This window comes from Chloroflexus sp., assembly GCF_034431535.1.
Classification (GTDB): Bacteria; Chloroflexota; Chloroflexia; order Chloroflexales; family Chloroflexaceae; genus Chloroflexus.
In genome coordinates, this window is the sequence record NZ_DAOUDC010000078.1 from 16,887 (window position 1) to 36,511 (window position 19,625).

Annotated in this window: 23 protein-coding genes; 16 read left to right on the plus strand and 7 right to left on the minus strand. The window is 59.5% G+C overall.

All coding sequences use genetic code 11. The features are described 5' to 3' along the window. Positions 1-152: 152 nt before the first annotated feature. The 12 genes from U9R61_RS19530 (at position 153) to U9R61_RS19585 (ending at position 12,516) form a co-directional block, all read left to right on the plus strand. Positions 153-869 (plus strand): GntR family transcriptional regulator, encoded by a 717-nt coding sequence (locus U9R61_RS19530; RefSeq protein ID WP_322490483.1) that lies wholly within the window; start codon positions 153-155, stop codon positions 867-869. Further along, positions 866-2,074, plus strand: coding sequence for a CaiB/BaiF CoA-transferase family protein (locus U9R61_RS19535; protein ID WP_322490484.1), 1,209 nt, complete (start codon positions 866-868; stop codon positions 2,072-2,074). The genes U9R61_RS19530 and U9R61_RS19535 overlap by 4 nt, the downstream gene beginning before the upstream one ends. Continuing rightward, positions 2,074-3,027, plus strand: coding sequence for a hydroxymethylglutaryl-CoA lyase (locus U9R61_RS19540; RefSeq protein WP_322490485.1), 954 nt, complete (start codon positions 2,074-2,076; stop codon positions 3,025-3,027). The genes U9R61_RS19535 and U9R61_RS19540 overlap by 1 nt, the downstream gene beginning before the upstream one ends. A gap of 108 nt (positions 3,028-3,135) precedes the next feature. Continuing rightward, positions 3,136-5,181 carry a hydantoinase/oxoprolinase family protein gene (locus tag U9R61_RS19545; RefSeq protein WP_322490486.1) on the plus strand — a complete coding sequence of 682 codons (2,046 nt, stop codon included), beginning with the start codon at positions 3,136-3,138 and terminating at the stop codon, positions 5,179-5,181. 44 nt (positions 5,182-5,225) lie between these two features. Then, entirely contained in the window at positions 5,226-7,163 is a 1,938-nt protein-coding gene (locus tag U9R61_RS19550; RefSeq protein ID WP_322490487.1) for a hydantoinase B/oxoprolinase family protein, read from the plus strand. A gap of 278 nt (positions 7,164-7,441) precedes the next feature. Then, entirely contained in the window at positions 7,442-8,092 is a 651-nt protein-coding gene (locus tag U9R61_RS19555; protein ID WP_322490488.1) for an N-carbamoylsarcosine amidohydrolase, read from the plus strand. Positions 8,093-8,311: 219 nt separating this feature from the next. Beyond that, complete coding sequence (locus U9R61_RS19560; protein ID WP_322490489.1) at positions 8,312-8,959, plus strand: hypothetical protein; 648 nt, start codon at positions 8,312-8,314, stop codon at positions 8,957-8,959. A 114-nt stretch (positions 8,960-9,073) separates the two neighbouring features. Further along, positions 9,074-9,976: a hypothetical protein gene (locus U9R61_RS19565; RefSeq protein WP_322490490.1), complete on the plus strand. Its 903-nt coding sequence runs from the start codon at positions 9,074-9,076 to the stop codon at positions 9,974-9,976. A gap of 12 nt (positions 9,977-9,988) precedes the next feature. Next, the gene (locus U9R61_RS19570) at positions 9,989-10,231 is read left to right on the plus strand and encodes a hypothetical protein (RefSeq protein WP_322490491.1); all 243 of its coding nucleotides are present in this window, start codon (positions 9,989-9,991) and stop codon (positions 10,229-10,231) included. Positions 10,232-10,243: 12 nt separating this feature from the next. Then, a complete protein-coding gene (gene nadD / locus U9R61_RS19575) occupies positions 10,244-10,858 on the plus strand; it encodes a nicotinate-nucleotide adenylyltransferase (RefSeq protein WP_322490492.1) in 615 nt (204 codons plus the stop codon). 6 nt (positions 10,859-10,864) lie between these two features. Then, entirely contained in the window at positions 10,865-11,581 is a 717-nt protein-coding gene (gene rsmG, locus U9R61_RS19580; RefSeq protein WP_322490493.1) for a 16S rRNA (guanine(527)-N(7))-methyltransferase RsmG, read from the plus strand. A gap of 272 nt (positions 11,582-11,853) precedes the next feature. Beyond that, positions 11,854-12,516, plus strand: a complete 663-nt coding sequence (locus tag U9R61_RS19585) for a PspA/IM30 family protein (protein ID WP_322490494.1) — start codon at positions 11,854-11,856, stop codon at positions 12,514-12,516. Positions 12,517-12,573: 57 nt separating this feature from the next. Here U9R61_RS19585 and U9R61_RS19590 read toward each other — a convergent pair whose 3' ends face one another. Next, positions 12,574-13,155, minus strand: a complete 582-nt coding sequence (locus U9R61_RS19590; RefSeq protein ID WP_322490495.1) for a thymidine kinase — start codon at positions 13,153-13,155, stop codon at positions 12,574-12,576. A gap of 150 nt (positions 13,156-13,305) precedes the next feature. On the opposite strand from U9R61_RS19590, the gene U9R61_RS19595 reads away from it, so the two are divergent. Together U9R61_RS19595 and U9R61_RS19600 are read left to right on the plus strand one after the other, a co-directional pair. Continuing rightward, on the plus strand, positions 13,306-14,022 hold the full coding sequence (locus U9R61_RS19595) for a TIGR00730 family Rossman fold protein (protein WP_322490496.1): 717 nt from the start codon (positions 13,306-13,308) through the stop codon (positions 14,020-14,022). Beyond that, a complete protein-coding gene (locus tag U9R61_RS19600) occupies positions 14,010-14,216 on the plus strand; it encodes a hypothetical protein (RefSeq protein ID WP_322490497.1) in 207 nt (68 codons plus the stop codon). The genes U9R61_RS19595 and U9R61_RS19600 overlap by 13 nt, the downstream gene beginning before the upstream one ends. An 18-nt stretch (positions 14,217-14,234) precedes the next feature. On the opposite strand, the gene rfbB is transcribed toward U9R61_RS19600, so the two are convergent. The 3 genes from rfbB to U9R61_RS19615 form a co-directional block, all read right to left on the minus strand. Beyond that, the gene (gene rfbB / locus U9R61_RS19605; RefSeq protein WP_322490498.1) at positions 14,235-15,266 is read right to left on the minus strand and encodes a dTDP-glucose 4,6-dehydratase; all 1,032 of its coding nucleotides are present in this window, start codon (positions 15,264-15,266) and stop codon (positions 14,235-14,237) included. A 204-nt stretch (positions 15,267-15,470) separates the two neighbouring features. Next, on the minus strand, positions 15,471-15,965 hold the full coding sequence (gene purE / locus U9R61_RS19610; RefSeq protein ID WP_322490499.1) for a 5-(carboxyamino)imidazole ribonucleotide mutase: 495 nt from the start codon (positions 15,963-15,965) through the stop codon (positions 15,471-15,473). A 22-nt stretch (positions 15,966-15,987) separates the two neighbouring features. After that, positions 15,988-17,121 carry a 5-(carboxyamino)imidazole ribonucleotide synthase gene (locus U9R61_RS19615; protein WP_322490500.1) on the minus strand — a complete coding sequence of 378 codons (1,134 nt, stop codon included), beginning with the start codon at positions 17,119-17,121 and terminating at the stop codon, positions 15,988-15,990. A gap of 244 nt (positions 17,122-17,365) precedes the next feature. Here U9R61_RS19615 and U9R61_RS19620 point away from each other — a divergent pair, with 244 nt between their 5' ends. Together U9R61_RS19620 and U9R61_RS19625 are read left to right on the plus strand one after the other, a co-directional pair. Next, complete coding sequence (locus U9R61_RS19620; RefSeq protein WP_322490501.1) at positions 17,366-17,560, plus strand: hypothetical protein; 195 nt, start codon at positions 17,366-17,368, stop codon at positions 17,558-17,560. A 78-nt stretch (positions 17,561-17,638) separates the two neighbouring features. After that, positions 17,639-18,610, plus strand: coding sequence for a WYL domain-containing transcriptional regulator (locus tag U9R61_RS19625; protein WP_322490502.1), 972 nt, complete (start codon positions 17,639-17,641; stop codon positions 18,608-18,610). A gap of 50 nt (positions 18,611-18,660) precedes the next feature. Here U9R61_RS19625 and rpmE read toward each other — a convergent pair whose 3' ends face one another. The 3 genes from rpmE to rplU are packed head-to-tail and all read right to left on the minus strand — an operon-like array spanning position 18,661 to position 19,577. Then, a complete protein-coding gene (gene rpmE / locus U9R61_RS19630; protein ID WP_322490503.1) occupies positions 18,661-18,960 on the minus strand; it encodes a 50S ribosomal protein L31 in 300 nt (99 codons plus the stop codon). 13 nt (positions 18,961-18,973) lie between these two features. Further along, complete coding sequence (gene rpmA, locus U9R61_RS19635; RefSeq protein ID WP_322490504.1) at positions 18,974-19,252, minus strand: 50S ribosomal protein L27; 279 nt, start codon at positions 19,250-19,252, stop codon at positions 18,974-18,976. A 13-nt stretch (positions 19,253-19,265) separates the two neighbouring features. Beyond that, positions 19,266-19,577: a 50S ribosomal protein L21 gene (gene rplU / locus U9R61_RS19640; RefSeq protein ID WP_066784770.1), complete on the minus strand. Its 312-nt coding sequence runs from the start codon at positions 19,575-19,577 to the stop codon at positions 19,266-19,268. Between the last annotated feature and the right edge of the window lie 48 nt (positions 19,578-19,625).

A 19,625-nucleotide genomic window follows, 5' to 3' on the forward strand; every position in this document is an offset into this window, starting at 1 on the left:
TACCATCCTCTGATATATTGTATACAATCTTTCCAGAGCATAACTAATATAACAATTCGATATAATTGCGTTTTGATCCTTCTTTATAACGCTAGTTGCATGACGCTTTAGGGTACACGCATGCGCTCTGTTGGCTACTACAGCGAATTGTAATGACTAAATTGTATACATCAGATGAATCGTCCTCCGCCGATCAGGCATACCAACGCCTGCGCCGGTTGCTGATCGAAGGCCATTACCCGCCCGGTTCCCGGCTGGTTGAAGAGCGATTAGCCAGCGACCTCGGCGTGAGCCGCACGCCAGTGCGGCAGGCGCTGGTGCGCGCTGCCGCCGAGGGGTTGGTGCAGATCTTTCCCAATCGCGGCGCGGTGGCGCGCAGTTTTACGATTGATGACCTGCTCGAGATGTATGACTTGCGCGCCCTACTCGAAGGTCATGCCGCGTTTCTGGCCGCCCAACGGATGACGTCCGAACAGTTGGCCCGTATGGAAGCCGCCGCCGCGGCGCTGGAAGATTCACTGAACCGTACCTTTGCCCGCCGCGAAGACGAGGTGCATTTTCTGGTTGAGCAGAATGCGATCTTTCACCAGACGATCGCCGAGGCCGCCGGTAATCAACGCCTGATTGTAATGCTCAACCAGATTGTCGCGGTGCCGTTACAGTTTCGCTCGTTCTATTGGTATCGCCAAGAAGAGCGTCAAATTTCCAATTTTTTTCACCGCAGTATTCTCAATGCGCTCACCCTTGGCGATGGTGATCGCGCCCGCGCTATGATGCGCGAGCACATTTTCTATGGTCGAGATGTGTTGTTGCAGAGCCGACGCGCGGAATCGGCTGCCGTCGCGTCTGGCGAGGAGAATGAACCGTGAGCCGCCAACGTCCGCCGCGACCGCTCGATGATATCCAAGTGCTCGAATTGGGCGCATTTTTGGCCGGGCCGTTTTGTGGCCAGTTGCTGGCCGATTTCGGCGCCGAGGTGATTAAGGTCGAACCTCCCGGCAAGGGGGATCCGATGCGGGAGTGGGGCCGCCATCGCTACAAGGGTCGCACTCTCTGGTGGCCAGTCTTGGCCCGCAATAAGAAGTCGATCACGATTGATCTGCGCACTCCTGAAGGGCAGGCGCTGGTCAAGCGAATCGTGCCCCACGTTGACATGGTGCTGGAGAATTTTCGCCCCGGTACGCTCGAAGAGTGGGGGTTGGGTTGGGAAGAGTTGAGCGCGCTGAATCCCGGTTTGATCATGATCCGGGTGAGCGGGTTTGGTCAGACTGGCCCGTACCGCGATAAGGCCGGCTTTGGTTCGATCGGCGAGGCGATGGGTGGTATTCGCGCAATTACCGGCTTCCCCGACCGCCCACCCACCCGCATTGGTATCAGCATCGGTGACTCGCTCGCGGCGACATTTGCGACGATCGGCGCGCTCGTCGCCCTCCACCAGCGCCAGCGCAGCGGGCAGGGTCAGGTGGTGGATATCGGGATTTACGAGGGGGTACTCGCCCTCATGGAGAGCATGATCCCCGAATACCAGTTGACCGGCCATATCCGTGAACGCACCGGCAATATTTTGCCCAATGTCGCTCCCTCGAATATTTACCCCACTGCTGATGGCGGTTGGTTTGTAATTGGGGCTAACGCCGATACGATTTTCACCCGTCTTGCCCAAGCCATGGGCCAACCCGAATTGGCCTGCGACCTGCGTTTCGCCACTCACCACGCGCGCGGCGAACACCAAGCTGAACTCGATGATCTGATTGCGGCGTGGACGATTAATTACACCGCTGATCAACTCCAAGCCATGATGGACGAGTATGGCGTCCCGGCGGGCAAGATCTATACCGCCAAGGAGATGTTGAGCGATCCGCACTTTATCGCTCGCCAGTCAATTGTCGGCGTGCCAGACCCCGATATCGGCGAGATCAAAATGCAGAATGTCGTCCCACGCCTTTCGGCCACGCCCGGCGGTATCGATTGGACTGGACCGGCGCTCGGTGAACATAACCGTGAGGTGTTTGTCGATCTACTTGGGTTGAGCGAGGATGAATTGGCAGCGTTGCAAACGAAGCGGGTGATCTGATGGAAGCTGTCACGATCATTGATGTCGCTCCGCGCGATGGCCTGCAGAATGAGCCTGAGATACTCGATCCGAGCACACGGGTTGAACTGATCGAGCGCCTGCTTGCTGCCGGTGTACCACGGATTGAGATCGGTTCGTTCGTCAATCCACGGCAGGTGCCGCAAATGGCCGGCGCCGCTGAGATTGCTCGCCTGCTCACCGAGCGCGGTTATCATCTGGCGGCGCGCACCACGAACGATACGTTTCGCTTTACCGCACTTGTTCCCAATCAACACGGCTACGAATTGGCCGCCGCCGCCGGCTTGCGCCACGTCCGCTTGGTGCTAGCCGCCAGCGATGGCCTCAATCAGGCCAATTTCAAGCGCACTACCGCCGATTCGCTGGCCGAGTTCAGCCAACTGGCGCTGCGTATTCACCACGACGGCATTGCGTTCGGGGTTGCGATCGGCGCGTCGTTCGGCTGCCCCTTCGATGGCTATGTCTCGCCCGAACGGGTGCTCTCGATTGCCGAGCATGCCGCCGATATGGGAGCGAACGAGATCGTCTTCGCCGATACCACCGGTATGGCCGTACCGACGCAGGTGGCTGCGCTGTGCGAGATGGCCGTGCGCCGATTGCCGCACGTCAACCTCACAATCCATCTCCACAATACGCGCAATACCGGCTACGCCAACGCCTTTGTCGCATGGCAGGCCGGTATCCGTTCATTCGATGCGGCTTTGGGCGGGATCGGCGGCTGCCCGTTTGCCCCTCGCGCTGTCGGCAATATCGCCAGCGAGGATCTGGTTCACATGTTCAACGGCATCGGCGCACCAACCGGGATCGACCTGCCAGCCTTGTTGGCGGCGTCCGATTGGCTGAGCGCAACGCTGGGCCGGCCCTTGACGGCGCTAACCGGCAAGGCTGGGCCGGTCTATGCACAGGTGGCGACACCGGCGAACCACCGGTTATGAGGGTAGCGGACCATACGCACGTCATACCGTCTCCCCCTTCTCGCAGCGGGTGGCGCAAGGGCGGGGGGATGAGGGCAGAAATAGCTGTTTCAACGGGAGGAATGGAGCATGAGTTACCGTATCGGAGTCGACGTCGGCGGCACCTTCACCGATCTTATGCTCTTCGATGAGGAGAGCGGGCGCTATTGGCGCCACAAGACCCCTTCCACGCCCCACGATCCGTCAGAGGCGGTACTGGCCGGGATCGCGGCCATCTGCCGGCAAGCCGGCATTGCCCCCTCACAAGTCGCCCAGATCATGCACGGCACCACCGTCGCCACCAACGTCATTCTCGAAGGCAAGGGCGCGCGTGTCGGTCTGATCACGACCGAAGGCTTTAAGCAAATTTTGCACCTTGCCCGCTCGCAGACGCCGGGGCCATTGGCAGGCTGGATGATTATGATCAAGCCGGAACCGCCGGCGACGCTGGCCGATACCCGCGAGGTGTCCGAGCGCATGAGCGCGCGCGGCGAGGTGGTACGCCCGCTCGATGATGCCCAAGCTGAAGCGGTTATTCGCGAGCTGGTCGATTCGGGGATCGAGTCGCTGACGATTTCGCTGATCAATTCGTATGCCAACCCCGACCACGAACGCCGCCTCAAGGCGATTGCCCAGCGCATTGCCCCCAACCTGCCGGTGACCATCTCGTATGACGTGCTGCCGGAGTTTCGCGAGTATGAGCGCACGCTCACCGCGACCATGAACGCTTATGTCAAACCAAAGGTCAAAACCTACGTTCACAACCTCGATCAGCACTTGCGCCAGCAAGGGGTGCAAGCCAAGCTCAACATTCTCCGCTCGGACGCCGGCCTGATGACCGCCGAGACGACCGAGGAGAACCCGGTCTACACGCTGCTCTCCGGCCCGTCGGGTGGCGTGGCCGGCGCGTTGCACATCGCCATCCGCGCCGGGTATCCCAATATCTTGACCTTCGATATGGGCGGTACTTCGACTGACGTCTCGCTCTGTATGGGTGAGCCGAACATTGCCCGCGAGACAGTGCTCGGCTATTTCCCGGTAAAAGTGCCCTCGGTTGATGTCCGCTCGGTGGGTGCAGGTGGTGGTTCGATTGCTCACGTCCCCGCCCTTACTCGGGCCCTCCGCGTTGGCCCGCAAAGCGCCGGGGCAGTGCCCGGTCCGGCCTGCTATGGCAAAGGCGGTACCGAACCGACCGTTACCGATGCTAATCTGGTCTGCGGCTATTTGCCGCCAAGCATCCTCGGCGGCGCGATGCAGCTTGATGTGGCCGCGGCCAAGGCAGCGGTGCAGAAGATCGCCGATGCTACCGGTCTCAGCCTGATGGATGCCGCCGAAGGAATTTTGCGCATCGTCAACGAGAATATGTTCGGCGCACTGCGGCTGGTCAGCGTGCAACGCGGCTTCGACCCGCGTCAGTTTGCCTTGATGGCCTTCGGCGGGGCCGGCCCGCTCCACGGCAATGCGCTAGCCGAATTGCTCGGCTGCTACCCGGTGATCGTGCCGCCCGCTCCCGGTCTGCTCTGCGCGCTTGGTGACCTCAGCGCCGACTACCGTGACGAATTTGCCCGTACCTACATCCGCACTGTTGATCGGGTCGATCAAGAGGAAATGGTCGGGATGCTGCGTGAACTGGGCGCAGAAGCACAGGCGATGCTGACCAATGAGGCCATCCCGCCCGCCCGCCAAGAGATTCGCTACTTCGTCGATATGCGCTACTACCGCCAAGGCTACGAGATGCCGATTGCGGTCAGCGAGGCCGAATTCGAGCAAGACCTGATCCCACTGCTGGTGCAGCGCTTCAATGAGCTGCACGACCGCACCTATGGTTTTATGCTCGACAGCAACGTCGAGATCGTCAATCTGCGCGCAGTCGGCATTGGCCGTGTGACGAAGGTGGAGTTGCCCGAAGCTGAGCCGGGTGATGCCGATGCCAGCAGCGCCTACACCGGCGACCACCAGATCTACCGCCACGGCGAATGGATCACGGCCAAGCTCTACGACCGCAACAAACTTCGCCCCGGTATGCAGGTCGAAGGCCCGGCCATTATCACCGAAGTCGATAGCACGACAGTGGTGCTGCCCCACCACACCGCGACCGTCGATCGCTACTTCAACCTGTTGATCAATCGCAGCTAACCGCCGGTGCGGTCTTGCGCCAAGACGAATAGCGAGGAGCAACAATGGCAACCAATCTCAAAATCGCATCGATTCCCCAGATCGAGATCGATCCGGTTACACTCGACATTATCGAAAACGCACTCAAGAACACCCGCTACGAGATGGACGCCGTGCTCTACCGCACGGCGATGAGCCCGGTGATCCGTGAGCAGCACGACCAGTTTCCGATGATTACCGATCCGCACGGGCGGATGATCGTCGGCCAGTTTGGTTCGTATATCGCCGGCCTGCTCGACCATTGGGATCAGACGATCGAACCCGGCGATGTGATTTTACTCTCGGATCCCTATCTCTGTGGCGGCGCGATCAGCCACATCAACGACTTGCTGGTGATGCTGCCGATCTTCTACGGCGAGGGAGAGAATCGCGAACTAATCGGCTGGGCCAGCATGTTCGGCCATGCCCAAGACGTGGGCGGGCCACTGCCCGGTTCGCTGCCCACCAACGCCACCACCATCTTCGGCGAAGGGTTGCGGCTGCCACCGGTCAAGATTTACGAACGCGGCAAACTCAACCGGGCCGTACTCGACATTATGCTGAACAACGTTCGCCAGCCCGAAATGAACCGCGCCGACCTGATGGCGATCATCGCCAGTTGCCGCACCGCCGAGAAGCGGGTGATCGAGCTGTGCGACCGCTTCGGCAAAGATGTCTATCTGGCGGCCACCCAAGCCCTGCTCGACCGCACCTATCGGGCGATGAAGGAGCTGATCCTGCGCAACCTGCCCGAAGAGCCGCAGTCGTTTGAGGATTATGTTGATGACGACGGGTTGGGCAACGGGCCGTTCAAGATGAAGCTGACGATCTGGCGGCAAGGCCACGAAGCCTACTTTGACTGGACGGGCACCGACCCGCAGGCAATGGGGCCGATCAACTTCTACCTCAACGAGTCGATGTTCAAGATGTTCATCGGCGTCTACCTGATTATGGTCTTCGACCCGCAAATCTTGTTCAACGACGGCTTCTACCCGCTGCTGCACGTCACCATGCCCAAGGGCAGCCTCATCCAACCCGAATTTCCGGCGGCGCTGGGATGCCGCACCCATGCCCTCACCCGCCTGTTCGACGTGCTCGGCGGGGCGTTGGCCAAGCGCGCGCCAGAGTTTACCACCGCCGCCGGTTATGGCACCTCGCCCTACCTGCTCTATTCCGGCTACGACAAAGACGGCGAATTCTTCTATCTCATGGAGATCAACTACGGCGGCATCCCTGGCCGCCCGATCGGCGACGGGATGGACGGGCATTCGTGGTGGCCACTCTTCACCAACATCCCCACCGAATACCTTGAGAGCTACTACCCGATCCGGATCGAACGCTACACCAGCATCATGGATTCAGGCGGGGCCGGTTTCCACCGCGGCGGCAACGGCATCGAGAAGATCTATACCTTCCTCGAACCGGGAGAAATCTCGATCCACGATGACCGCTGGCTGACGCCGCCGTGGGGCAACGTCGGCGGTAAGCCCGGCAGCCGGTCGAGCAAGCTGCTGGTGCGTACCGATGGCAGCCGGCAGGTATTGCCGAGCAAATGCGACCAAATCGCTGTCGAACCGGGTGATCAACTGATCTACCGCACTGCCGGCGGTGGCGGTTGGAAAGACCCGCTCACCCGCCCGGCAGAGGCGGTGCAGCGCGATGTGCGCTACGGGTTGGTCAGCCAGGAAAAGGCGCTGAACGACTACGGCGTCGTACTGACCGAGACGCTTGCGATTGACGTAGCCGCCACCGAAGCCAAACGCGCCGAGCTGGCCGCCGCGCGCGGCGAAATCAAAGGCTTCGACTTCGGCCCGCCGCTCGAAGAGCTGCTCGCCAACGCCGAAGCCGAGACCGGCCTGCCCGCGCCGCGCAAACCGCAACCGGTGCGGTGGGCCATGGCCCGCGCCGCCCGGCGCGAGCGCATGGCCCAACCCGCCGAACAACGCGAGGTCACAGCAGACTAGCAGGAGCGCGGCATACCTCGACCACCCAACCCGGCACGACGTAGATAGGGGCGCGGCATGCCGCGCCCCCTTACCCTAACAATTGAGGGGCGGACAGAACTTGTGATTGAGTACAACTGTTGATCGCTTTGCAATGACTCCAAGTTCAGCTCTGCACTCCCCTCTCCGGCACCAGTAGGAGAGGGGCTAGGGTGAGTGCGCACCAAAGCATCGCAAAGCCATCAGCCGCATCTGCGCTCATACGAACTGTCTGCCCTTGAACCTAACAACGAGGCTCTATGACATCCTTCGACCATCTCGCTGACGACTACCGCCAGCACGGACTCGCCGGACGGATCGGCTTCGGCGAGCGCCCGGCGCTGCTAGTGATCGACGTCATCAAAGCCTACACCACACCCGGCTCTCCGCTGTATGCCGCTCCCGGCGTACCGGACGCGGTGCGCGCCAGCCAGCCGGTGTTAGCCGCGGCCCGCACCGCCGGCATCCCAATCATCTACACCACCGTTGCCTACGCGCCCGATGGCCGCGACGGCGGCATCTTTGTGCAAAAAGTGCCGGCGCTACGTCAACTCACCCACGACTCGCCGCTAGTAGCAATCGTTGACGAGCTACGCCCGCAAGCCGGCGAACTCGTGATCGAAAAGAAATACGCTAGCGCCTTCTTTGGCACCCACCTCGCCGCCACTCTCACCGCGCTGCGGGTTGACACCTTGATCATGGTCGGCTGCTCCACCAGCGGGTGCATCCGGGCCAGCGCCGTTGATGGCATGCAACACGGCTTTCGGGTGATTGTACCCCGCGAATGCGTCGGCGACCGCGCCCCTGAACCGCACCTTGCCAACTTATTCGACATCAACGGCAAATACGGTGACGTGGTTGCGGTCGAGGAAGTATTAGCATATTTACGTCTACCGCTATCAACGCCATGAAACCGTTACATTGTAACGATGACCCATCATTGCAACCATCACAGAACCTGAACCCTCAAACAGATGACGCCCAGAGCACGATATTCGGTGAATACTACTACACTCACGTAATATAGTTCTTCTTGACTTCGTGCGAAGATAGTATTATCATAACCTATACGGCATCTGCTCCAATGCCGACGTTTTATGTTTCTCATAGGAAGTGTACGGTCTTAAGCGATGAGCCACCGCTATCGCTGGGTCTTTCTGGCAGGTGTGGTCGTCGCGCTCAGTGGTTGTCTGTCGACACTACCCACAACTGTAGATGTGAACGGGCCATTGCCGGCTACCTTACCGCCACTAGCGCAAACCTTGCGCGCCACGATAGCGCCGACGAATCTCGCGCCGGCGCAGGAAACTGCTGTGCCGACAAGCACGATGACTACGACCGCGGTGATTATTGTTGCGACACTGCCACCAGCTACCGCAGCGCCGCCGACACCTACCTTAACCCCAGCGCCAACCCTCGTCTTGCCAACCTTACCGGTATTGTCGAACGAAGAACGTTGGCGATTACAACAGCTCGATCGCCAAATCTTTCCAGAACCCCGTTTATACACAACGAAACGCAGTGAATTGTACTGGTATGATCCGATTAATCAACAACCGGTATTAATCGGTATTATAAATGGTGAATTTATGGCGCAAGCTACATTCACCTTCCGGGAAAACAATCAACCATCGCTTGAAGTGCCATACCACGTCAACCATTCTTATGGTATTTCTGCCCTTTCTCTTGCTGTAATCGAGCGTATTCGCGCTGCAGGATATGATGAATGGATTGAGACGTTCGTTTTTTTAACGCCTGATGTGCAAGCAAAAGGCTAACAGTTTCGTCGGTGACGGGTTACAAATTGGTTAGGAAGTGGTTGTATAATCGTTTTGGTCTGGTCAACGTTGATAGTTCGACAGCTATAGTTTAGTAAAGAAGAAGGAATCGCCGTGAGCAGTCGCTATCTCGAAATGGTGCGTGGACAACGCCGCCGAGGCGGATGGCAATTCACCTCAAAATCGTTACTTGCCATCCTTGCGTTCATCGCCATGATTGGCTCTGCGGTCTATTGGTGGGGTGTCCAGAGTCAATTAACCGGCAATTGGATTATCGCTGCGGCATACACTGCCATTTTGGTGTTGGCGCCGCCGAGCCTGATGTCATTCCTCATTCCATGGTCGCCGGGTGGGATGCTCTTGCAAAAAATCAACGCCAAGACATGGGGTTATGCCGTGGTGATAGCCGCCACGCTCTACCTTGTATATTATTCCTTTGAAATTCAATGGACATGGTGGGCATCGCAGCCGGTGGTCCAAAGCACAGGGTTAGTCATCCAACAGGTATTGATTGGCATTATCGGCTTTATCATCATCCCTGCGCTCTTGTGGACGCCAGTGACCTCTGAGGAACTGGTTGAGCAGGTGCGCCAAGCCCATTTGGTGCGTCGCTACGAGCTGCAAACGCAGGCTGACATTGCCATTCTGCGCGCTACCTTGCTGCGCGCACAAGAGAAGGCATTAATCGGGTTTGCCAACCTCACCGTGCAAGAGCGCGAGGAATTGGCCGCCGTGATGCGTGGTTTGGTCAAAGGCATTGACGCAACCCTGCGCGATATTGGTGAGAGCGTGAAGACGGTGAGCGGAGCGACGGTACCGTTCAATAGCCTCGAAGACAATGAGGATATCCAGAAGTACCTCGATTTTGTCGCCGAAACGTTGACCGACAATGCGCTCTTACCCCGCCGCTCATCAGTCACGGGCCAGCACGAAGCGGCAACTCGCCAGCTTTCATCGCGTGAAGAGGAAGAATACTACGACGATGACCGGCGCACGCGCACGTTGCGACAACGCTAGTTAGGTAGGAATATGCGCGGCTACCGTTTCACCACCGATGACCGCCTGCCCGAGCGCGACTTGCAAGAGCTGGCCGATGAACTGGCGATCCAGTTGCATTATGCGCTCGGCGAGCGTGTATTTCTGTTGCCGCGCGCCGATGTGGCTGAGTTGATCTGGCCGTATATCGAAGACCTCCATCCCGATGACCAGAATGATGCCGTCTGGCTTGTGTGGCATCTGTTCCAAGAAGCGCATGAGCTAAACAAAGAGTAATCCGCCCTTATCATGACTACTGTCCGCCGGTTGGGGATTTATGGAGGCACGTTCGATCCGATCCATTTCGGCCATCTAGCCATTGTCGAAGAGGCGCGCTGGTTTTGCCGTCTCGACCAAGTACTGATCGTCCCCGCCGCAGCCCAACCGCTGAAGGAAGGCCATCTCGCCGCTGCCCATCACCGGCTTGAGATGGTGCGGTTAGCGTGCGCCGGCAACGATGCACTGATCCCATCGTCGCTCGAACTCGATCGCCCGCCACCGTCGTATACGGTCGACACCTTGCGCGTATGCCGGGAACGGTATGGGCCGGAGGTTGAGCTGTTTCTGATCATTGGCGCTGATGCCGCCGCTGATTTGCCGCGCTGGCGCGAACCCGACCAGATCGTACACCTCGCCCGCCTTGTTGTGGTCGAACGGCCCGGCTATCCGCTTGACCCTGCAGCATTACTAGCAGCGGTGCCGGCAGTGCGCGATCGCATGATTGTTCTCACCGGGCCACAGCTCGCCATTTCCAGCACCGATCTGCGCCAGCGTCTCGCCATCGGTCGGCCGGTGCGTTACCAGTTACCTGATACTGTTCTTGCGTATTTGAATCATCACCAGTTGTATCACGTTGAGGAATAACGCTGCATGGCCGACGATGCCGAGCGCCTCTTGAGCGAGACCGCCGCCGCGTGGGGGCTTTCGCTCAACGAGCGCCAACTTGCCCAATTTCACCGCTATCTTGACGAGCTGATCGTTTGGAACGACCGCTTCAATCTGACCGCAGTGCGCGACCGCGCGGCCATGGTGCGCCGCCACTTGCTCGATTCGCTGTGGCTGGGCCGTGACTGGCCTGTGCAACCAGCCAACCTGCTCGATATTGGCAGCGGGGCCGGCTTTCCAGCGCTACCACTCAAAATCCTCTACCCAGACCTACCGGTCACACTGGTCGAAGCCACCGGCAAGAAGGCCGAGTTCTTGCGCCACATCATTGATTGTCTCGAACTAACCGGCGCGCGCGTGTTGAACGAACGGATCGAAATCGTGGGCCGCCATCCCGCCGAACGTGAGCAGTACGACATTGTAACTGCCCGCGCCGTCGCCGAGCTGCGCGTGCTGGTGGAATACGCCTTGCCGCTGTTACGCATCGGGGGACGTCTGCTTGCGCCGAAAGGCCGCGACCCAGAGGCCGAGATTGTTGCAGCGCGCAACGCGCTGGCCTTGCTCGGCGGCGAAATCAGTCTTTGCCAACCGGTTGACATTCCCGGCGAAGAACGGCGCAGCCTTGTGATCGTCACCAAAATCGCCCCCACTCCCGTCCGCTTCCCTCGCGCGGTTGGCGTACCGGCCCACCGCCCGTTGTGAGACCAACGCCGGGGCTTGCCAACGATGGACTGCGGCAGTCCACCTGCCGCACCGGTGGCGCGAACCGGCCGGCGATAGACTGCGGCAGTTTGACTTCCGCACTCCACACCAATTGTACCCTTTCAGCGGATGGTGAAACTTTTCATCGCGGCCAAACGTACAGATCAACGGTTGTGGATGCACGATCGGCGTGCTACAATGCAGGTAGTGTTCCCGTAGCAACCATTCCGCAGCCTTGATGGTGTGCATAAGCATCCAAAGGAGGAGCCTCCATGTCCATTCTCGGTCGTATCAAGGATCTGATCAGCGCCAACATCAACGCCATGCTGGATAAGGCAGAAGACCCGGAGAAGATGGCGAACGAGTACCTGCGCCAACTGACCAACGAGCTGTACGAGGCCCGCACCGGCGTGGCCCAAGCGATGGCCGACGAGACCCGGCTTGAGCAGCGCCGGATCGCTGCTGAGGCTGAGGTTGAGCAGTGGCAGATTAAGGCCGAGCGGGCGTTGCGCGCCGGCGATGAGGCGCTGGCGAAGGCAGCACTGGCCCGCAAGGTGCAGACCCAGAAGCTGGCCGAACAGTACCGCGCTCAAGAGAAGGCGCAAGAAGAGCAGGTAGAAGCTTTGCAGCAGGCCCTGATCGATCTCGAAACCCGGATCGCCGAGGTGAAGGCGCGCAAAGAGCTGATCATCGCCAAGAAGAACCGCGCCCAAACCCAAGAGGCGCTCCAGCACACCGCCGCGTCGATCGGTCGCGTCAGCGCCCTCGACAAGCTCGATCAACTGGAAGAGAAGGTCGATGACCGGCTGGCCCGCGCTGAGGCAATGGCCAAGCTCGAAGGCGACTCGCTGGAGGCCCGGTTCCGCAACCTCGAGAAGGAGACCGAGGTTGATAGCGAGCTGGCCGAGCTGAAGCGCAAGCTGGGATTGAGCTGATCGGATAGGGGCAAGGACGGGTTTGAAACCCGCCCTTGCCTCGCTCCTGCTCTGCTTCTATACCGCCGGCTCGTAACAGGCGCGGCAGCGCGCTTCGTACATATCAAGACCGCCGACAACAATCGTCGGCGCATTGGCTGGGGCGGGTTTGCCGTCGATCAAACGCTGTGAGCGGGTGGCATACGCGCCGCATTTGACGCAAATCGCGTACAGTTTATCAACTTGCTCGGCCAGCGCCAGCAAGTGCATCATCGCCGGAAACGGCTCGGCCCGGTAGTTGAGATCGAGGCCAGCCACAATCACCCGCGCACCACGGTCGGCGAGCCATTGGCAGCCGCGCACCATCTCGGCCGGATCGTCATCGAACAGATGCAATTCATCGATCGCGACCACAGGCGCATCTTGGGCATGGGCCAAAATCTCACGCATCGTCGCCACGGTAATCGCCTCTAGCCGGCTGCCGCTATGGCTGGCTACCTGCCCCTCGGCATAGCGCGTATCCATCCGCGGCGTAAAGATCCGGTACGATTGGCGGGCAATCCGCACCTGTCGCATGCGCCGGATCAGCTCTTCGGTCTTGCCACTGTACATGCAGCCGCAAATCACCTCGATACGGCCGCCATCGCTCGGACGGGTCATCACTCCTCCTGAAATGGTACTATGCTAGGCTAAGTTAAGTAGGGTACACTGTACATACGCCATCAGTAAGGGGGATCATTATTCACCCTTACTGTCTCGCTCTTGCAGTCGCCTTACCCGGCTGCCGTTAACTTGCGGAGTATACCATATATGTCACGCCAGACAGAAGATGAAAGCCTACTACGAACCGATCCGTCCCGGCACCCGCACGATTTTACCCATACCGACACGTGGCGCGTGTTGCGGATTATGGGTGAATTTGTGGAAGGATTCGAAAACATGGCCGGGCTTGGCCCCGCCGTCTCGATCTTTGGTTCGGCCCGGATTCCACCAACCTCGCCCATCTATCTAGCAGCGAGTGAAACGGCCCGCTTACTCGCGCAGGCCGGCTTTACCATCATCACCGGCGGCGGCCCCGGCCTGATGGAAGCGGCCAACAAAGGCGCACGCGCCGGCGGCGGGCGCTCGGTTGGCTGTACAATTGAATTGCCGTTTGAAGCGGGCGCTAACCCATTTCTCGATCTCGAAGTGCGATTTCGCTACTTCTTCATCCGCAAAATTATGTTCGTCAAATATGCCCATGCCTTTGTGATCTTCCCCGGCGGCTTTGGTACGCTCGATGAACTCTTTGAAGCGTTGGCGCTCATTCAAACCGGCAAAATTCACGACTTTCCCATTGTGCTGTACGGCTCGGAGTTCTGGCAAGGCATGATCGATTGGGCGCGCCATACGCTGCTCGCGACCGGCACGATTGCCCAAGCTGACCTCGACCGGTTGCAAGTGTGTGATGACCCGCAACAAATCTGCGATCTCATCGTCCAAGCCCATCAGCACCGGCAGAAAGGCGGCGATCCGTGGACGCGCTAACGTGGCTGGCGGATGACGAATTGTGTGCGTTGTTGCGTCGCTACTATCAGGGTGACGCGGGCCTGTGGCCTGAGATCTTAGCCCGCGTCGAACACGAATTGCGTATGCGGCAGTTACCGCCCCTCCCGCGCCATGTGCGGTTCCGGCACATTGGCGATGGGTATGTGGTGGTGATTACGCCGGCGGGGACGTAGGCGACACGACAGTATACCTTACGTCGCCGCCGGATACTCGCCGCGTTCGAGGTATTGCCGGCGGTAATATTCCATGTACTCGCCCGATTTGATCGGTCGCCACCACGCCTCGTTTTCGACAAACCAGCGCACGGTTTTTTCCAACGCTTCATCAAAGGTATGGCGCGAACGCCATCCCAATGCGCGCAGCTTCGAGCAATCGAGCGCGTAGCGCCGGTCGTGGCCGGCCCGGTCGGCGACGTGCTGAATGAGACTGTGCGGCTTGCCGAGAATGTCGAGAATTTTGTGCGCCATCTCGATATTCGGCGTCTCGACCTCGGTGCCGACGTTATACACCTCGCCGATTTGGCCTTTGTGCAGCACCACGTCGATCGCTTCGCAGTGATCGAGCACGTACTGATAATCACGTACCTGCAAGCCGTCGCCGTAGATCGGTAGGGGCAGATTGTCGATCGCATTGGTGGTAAAGAGCGGCACCGCTTTTTCAGGATAGTGATACGGGCCGATGTTATTCGAGCCGCGAGTGGTGGTCACCGGCACACCATAGGTAATGTAATACGCATAGACAAGATGCTCGGCCCCAGCCTTGCTAGCCGAATAGGGGCTGCGCGGTTCGAGCGGATCGCCCTCGCGTGAGCGGTGCGGCACCGGGATCGCGCCGTACACCTCGTCAGTGCTGATCTGGTGGAAGCGTTCGAGTTTCAGTTCGCGCGCTACCTCGAGCAACGCCCATGTGCCATTGACATTGGTGCGCACCACCGCATCAGGAGCCATAATCGAGCGATCAACGTGGGTCTCGGCGGCAAAATTGACGATGGTATCAATATCGTAGGCGCGCACCGTTTCACGCACCGCATCAATATCACAAATATCACCGCGCACAAACGCAAAGCGCGGATCGTTGGCAACCGGCGCCAAATTAGCCAAATTGCCGGCGTAGGTCAGTTTGTCGTAGACCACGATACGATAATCGGCATACTTGCCCAGCATGTAGTGAACAAAGTTGCTGCCGATAAAACCGGCCCCGCCGGTCACGAGCAGATTTCTCATAGGAGAGCCAATCCTTTTCACTGCATAACGTTCGCGCACTCAGCGATAGCATCTTATGGCAACTACTATCGTGATCTGAACGCCGAAGGTCTGTGCCAACCAGCTTTTGCCATCGCTTGGCGAGAATCATCTTCGCTTGCGGAAGACGGTACCGACAATAGCACATGAGCATGAACACGCAACCGGTCTTGCCCGCCACAGAGATTACGCTTCTGTAAAGATGCGGTTCTTGGCCCGCGACTCGGCTGCCATGCGCTCTTTGTAGACTTGCACTTGCGCCAACAACGCCGGATCGGCGCTGGCCAGTATCTGCACGGCGAGCAAACCGGCGTTGCGACCATTACCGATGGCAACCGTGGCCACCGGCACCCCTGCCGGCATCTGCACAATCGAGAGCAGCGAGTCGAGGCCGTTAAGAGCTTTGCTCGGCACTGGCACACCGATCACCGGCAACGGCGAATGGGCGGCAATCATGCCGGGCAAGTGGGCCGCGCCGCCGGCCCCGGCAATGATGACCCTGATACCGCGCTGGTGCGCAGTGATACCGTATTCGGCCATATCGAGCGGGGTGCGGTGGGCTGAGACGACCCGCGCTTCGTAGGGAATGCCAAACTCGCGACAGACATCGATTGCGCCTTGCATAGTCGGCAAGTCGCTGTCACTGCCCATGATGATACCCACGAGAGGATGATCGGACATAGCGCTTCCTCGTCTCGACTTATCACGACGGCATCGCCACCAGTGCGGCGGCGCGGCGGGCAATCGCTTCAGCTTCAGCCAAGGTATCTGCCAACGCGGTAATATGGCCCATCTTGCGCCCGATCCGCTCTTCGCGCTTGCCGTAAAAGTGCATGTGCGCGCCGGGAACTGCGAGCGCCGCGGTTATTGCGCTGGTGTTGATAGGGCCGTTACGCTGGCCGAGCAGATTAACCATCACCGCTGCCGGCGCGCGCATCGCGGTCGGGCCAAGCGGCCAACCCAGCACGGCCCGCAGGTGCTGCTCAAACTGCGAGGTGACGCAGGCTTCAATCGTGTAGTGGCCAGAATTGTGCGGGCGAGGGGCCAACTCGTTGATCAGCACCCGCCCATCGGCCAGTGCAAACAGCTCGACGCCAAAAATCCCCACCCCCTCAACCGCCTCAATCGCGGCCACGGCCAGTTCAGTCGCCAACGCGGCCATCGCCGGTTCAACCGGCGCCGGTGCGTAGACCACCTGGCAAATATGATTCTGCTGCACTGTCTCGACCACCGGGTATACCGCTGTCGCGCCATCACGCCGGCGCGCAACCATCACCGCCAATTCGCGGCTAAACGGCACCCATGCCTCAACCAGCAACGGGCTGCCGCCGCGAGTGAGCCGTTCCCACGCCGGCACGACATCAGCCGGGCCGCGCAGAGTGGCATTGCCGTAGCCATCATAGCCATTGCGGCGCGCTTTGAGCACCAGCGGCCAGCCAAACTCTTTCGCAACCGCCAAGACCGCATCCGGTGCAGCGACCGACCGGAACGGCGGCACCGCCAACCCCGCCGCCGCCAACCGCTCTTTTTGCCACAACTTATCTTGCACCACGGCGACTGTCGCCAGCGTAGGCCAAACCGGCGCACCCAAGGCCACAACCCGCTCGAGCAAGCCGGCATCAATAAACTCGTTTTCTAACGTCACCAAATCGCACTGGCGGGCAAACGCAGCGAGCACCGCTTCATCTTCCCACGGCCCCACCACTGCATGCTGGGTATAACGCGCCGCCGGACTATCCGGCGTCCGCTCGCAAATCACCACTTCCACACCGAGGCTGATGGCCGCTTGCACTAACATTTGGGCTAATTGGCCGCCGCCGAAAATCCCTACCCGCATAACTCTTCCCACTACGAACTGAATGAACCACGCTGGGTATAGTACCGTTAGAGAACTGGATGCGCAAGCGGGTGCTTAGCCCGTACGGGTCTAGTACTCTGTCCCACCGTCCCGTTCCATAGCGTGAGGTCGCAAACCACTACCCTCGCAACGTGCGCCTCAGCCAATCTGGCCGGTGCGGGCCGGGCAAAAACTTCCGCTATAATACAACTGGGACAACAACCTTCACAAGGAGTATGGCCGTATGTCGATGTCTTCGCGCAGCAATCGTCGCCGTTCCAATCAACGCTCGAGCCCGGTGCGCCGCCCGGTTGCCCGGTCGGTCGAACCGCCTGATTACAGCCGCGAATATGCTGATGTCCGCCAAGATCTGATCTGGATCACGATCTGGGGCGGGTTGCTCACGGTTGGAATGATTGCGGCTTCGTTCGTATTGTAACAAGGCAGATGACCACCGCAAAGCAGGCCAACAGCATCGTTGCCACCCTTTGCGGCGATACTTTATACGGCACCGACCATGACGAGCGCCGAAAACCGGTTGCGCAGCAAAGCCGCGCGGTTGCGCAGCCTTGAACATAAACTGTACAATGCGCCACCCAACGGCTATAGCGTGATCGAACTTGCCAAACTGTGCGGCGTCAACCGGCGCACCATCTACCGCGATCTCGATACGCTCAGCGAAGCGGACGTACCGATTTGGGAACACAACGGCAAGTACGGCCTCGATCGCAACAAATACCTCGCCACCATCCGGCTGAACCTCAATGAAGCGATCGCGCTCTTCTTTGCGGCGCGGTTACTCAGCCACCACAGCGACGAACACAACCCGCACATTGTTTCGGCGCTCGACCAGCTTGCCGCCGGCCTGCCCGACCAAACGATCGCCGGCCACATTGCCCGCTTGGCCGAGATTGTGCGCAAACGGCCACCTAATCCGCATTATGTGCGCATGCTCGAACTGCTCACGCGAGCGTGGGCCGACCGGCGCATGGTGCGCATCCGCTATCGTGCGCCTAACCGGGAGCCAACTGAACGCGATATTGCACCCTACTTTCTCGAAGTGGTGCGTACAACTCCGGGAGTGTACGTGATCGGCTATGACCGGCTACGCAATGATTTGCGCACCTTCAAAGTCGAACGCATCGAGGATGCCAAACTGCTTGATGAGCGGTTCACTATTCCCCCGGACTTTGACCCGTATGCCCACTTGGCACGGTCGTGGGAAGTGATGAACGAGGCGGACGTGACGATTCACCTGCGCTTCAGCCCGCAAGCCGCACCGCGCATCCGCGAGAATCGCTGGCACCACAGCCAACAATTGATCGACAACGCCGATGGCAGTTGCGACGTATACCTGACTGTCGCCGGCATTCGCGAAATCTTAAGTTGGGTGTTGAGTTGGGGAACAGAGGTGGAGGTGATCGAACCGAGCGAATTGCGGGCCGAGGTCGTCAACCATGCCCGCCGCATCTTAGAGAAGTACAAATAGGAAAGGGCGACGCGCTCGCGTCGCCCCACCTATTTCCGGGTAATCAACGGCTATTCCGCCTCCTCACCGTAAATCTCTTTGAGCAAGCTCTTCTTCTTTTCGGGTTGGCGGCCAGAGCGGCGCGCTTCGCGCTCGGTCTGCCGCTCTTGGGCAACATTCAACCGGCGCATAAAGCGATCAACTTGGCCGGCGGTATCGACGATGCGCTGTTCGCCGGTATAGAACGGATGGCAGTTCGAGCAAATTTCCACCCGCAGATTCGGGCGGGTCGAACCGATCTTCCACACCGTCCCGCAGGTCGTGCAGACGATGCCATCGGTGTAGTACTTGGGATGAATACCCTGTTTCACCGTCGTATCCTCTCTAATTGGCAGCGGCTTCGGCAGACGCAACTGGAATCACGCTGACCATCTTCTGGGAGCGCGAATAGTGGCCGAACTGCACCACGCCATCAACCAGGGCGTAGAGCGTCCAGTCGCGACCAACGCCGACATTCTCACCCGGCTTGATTTTGGTGCCGCACTGGCGCACGATAATATTGCCGGCCCGAACCAGCTCGCCGCCGAAGCGCTTGATACCGCGCATTTTCGGATTGCTGTCACGCCCGTTGCGCGAGCTGCCTACACCTTTTTTGTGTGCCATTGTTCAAGCTCCTCTAGGCGACGATCTCGCTAATGCGAACTTTGGTATAGCGCTGGCGATGGCCGGTGCGGCGGCGATAGCGCGTCTTGTTGCGGTAGCGGAACACGACGATCTTGTCGCCCTTCTGCTCGCCCAACACCTCTGCCCGCACCACAGCGCCCTCGACCAGCGGCGAGCCGACCTTTACCTGCTCCGCGTCGCCCACCAACAGCACTTCACCCAGCTCGATCTGGCTGCCCGGCTCGGCGCTGATCAGGTCGATGGTCAGGACTTGGCCCGGCTCGACACGGTATTGCATGCCACGGTCACGAATAATCGCATACACGGTCTTCTTCTCCTTGGGGCGACGCACGCACTGCGTCGAGACAACATG

What these genes read in the sequence shown, in the direction of transcription:
- U9R61_RS19530 (WP_322490483.1), top strand. Translation starts at nt 153, where the DNA reads ATGACTAAATTGTATACATCAGATGAATCGTCCTCCGCCGATCAGGCA.
- U9R61_RS19540 (WP_322490485.1), top strand. Translation starts at nt 2,074, where the DNA reads ATGGAAGCTGTCACGATCATTGATGTCGCTCCGCGCGATGGCCTGCAG.
- U9R61_RS19545 (WP_322490486.1), top strand. Translation starts at nt 3,136, where the DNA reads ATGAGTTACCGTATCGGAGTCGACGTCGGCGGCACCTTCACCGATCTT.
- U9R61_RS19550 (WP_322490487.1), top strand. Translation starts at nt 5,226, where the DNA reads ATGGCAACCAATCTCAAAATCGCATCGATTCCCCAGATCGAGATCGAT.
- U9R61_RS19555 (WP_322490488.1), top strand. Translation starts at nt 7,442, where the DNA reads ATGACATCCTTCGACCATCTCGCTGACGACTACCGCCAGCACGGACTC.
- U9R61_RS19560 (WP_322490489.1), top strand. Translation starts at nt 8,312, where the DNA reads ATGAGCCACCGCTATCGCTGGGTCTTTCTGGCAGGTGTGGTCGTCGCG.
- U9R61_RS19570 (WP_322490491.1), top strand. Translation starts at nt 9,989, where the DNA reads ATGCGCGGCTACCGTTTCACCACCGATGACCGCCTGCCCGAGCGCGAC.
- nadD (WP_322490492.1), top strand. Translation starts at nt 10,244, where the DNA reads ATGACTACTGTCCGCCGGTTGGGGATTTATGGAGGCACGTTCGATCCG.
- rsmG (WP_322490493.1), top strand. Translation starts at nt 10,865, where the DNA reads ATGGCCGACGATGCCGAGCGCCTCTTGAGCGAGACCGCCGCCGCGTGG.
- U9R61_RS19585 (WP_322490494.1), top strand. Translation starts at nt 11,854, where the DNA reads ATGTCCATTCTCGGTCGTATCAAGGATCTGATCAGCGCCAACATCAAC.
- U9R61_RS19590 (WP_322490495.1), bottom strand. Translation starts at nt 13,155, where the DNA reads ATGACCCGTCCGAGCGATGGCGGCCGTATCGAGGTGATTTGCGGCTGC.
- U9R61_RS19595 (WP_322490496.1), top strand. Translation starts at nt 13,306, where the DNA reads ATGTCACGCCAGACAGAAGATGAAAGCCTACTACGAACCGATCCGTCC.
- rfbB (WP_322490498.1), bottom strand. Translation starts at nt 15,266, where the DNA reads ATGAGAAATCTGCTCGTGACCGGCGGGGCCGGTTTTATCGGCAGCAAC.
- purE (WP_322490499.1), bottom strand. Translation starts at nt 15,965, where the DNA reads ATGTCCGATCATCCTCTCGTGGGTATCATCATGGGCAGTGACAGCGAC.
- U9R61_RS19615 (WP_322490500.1), bottom strand. Translation starts at nt 17,121, where the DNA reads ATGCGGGTAGGGATTTTCGGCGGCGGCCAATTAGCCCAAATGTTAGTG.
- U9R61_RS19620 (WP_322490501.1), top strand. Translation starts at nt 17,366, where the DNA reads ATGTCGATGTCTTCGCGCAGCAATCGTCGCCGTTCCAATCAACGCTCG.
- U9R61_RS19625 (WP_322490502.1), top strand. Translation starts at nt 17,639, where the DNA reads ATGACGAGCGCCGAAAACCGGTTGCGCAGCAAAGCCGCGCGGTTGCGC.
- rpmA (WP_322490504.1), bottom strand. Translation starts at nt 19,252, where the DNA reads ATGGCACACAAAAAAGGTGTAGGCAGCTCGCGCAACGGGCGTGACAGC.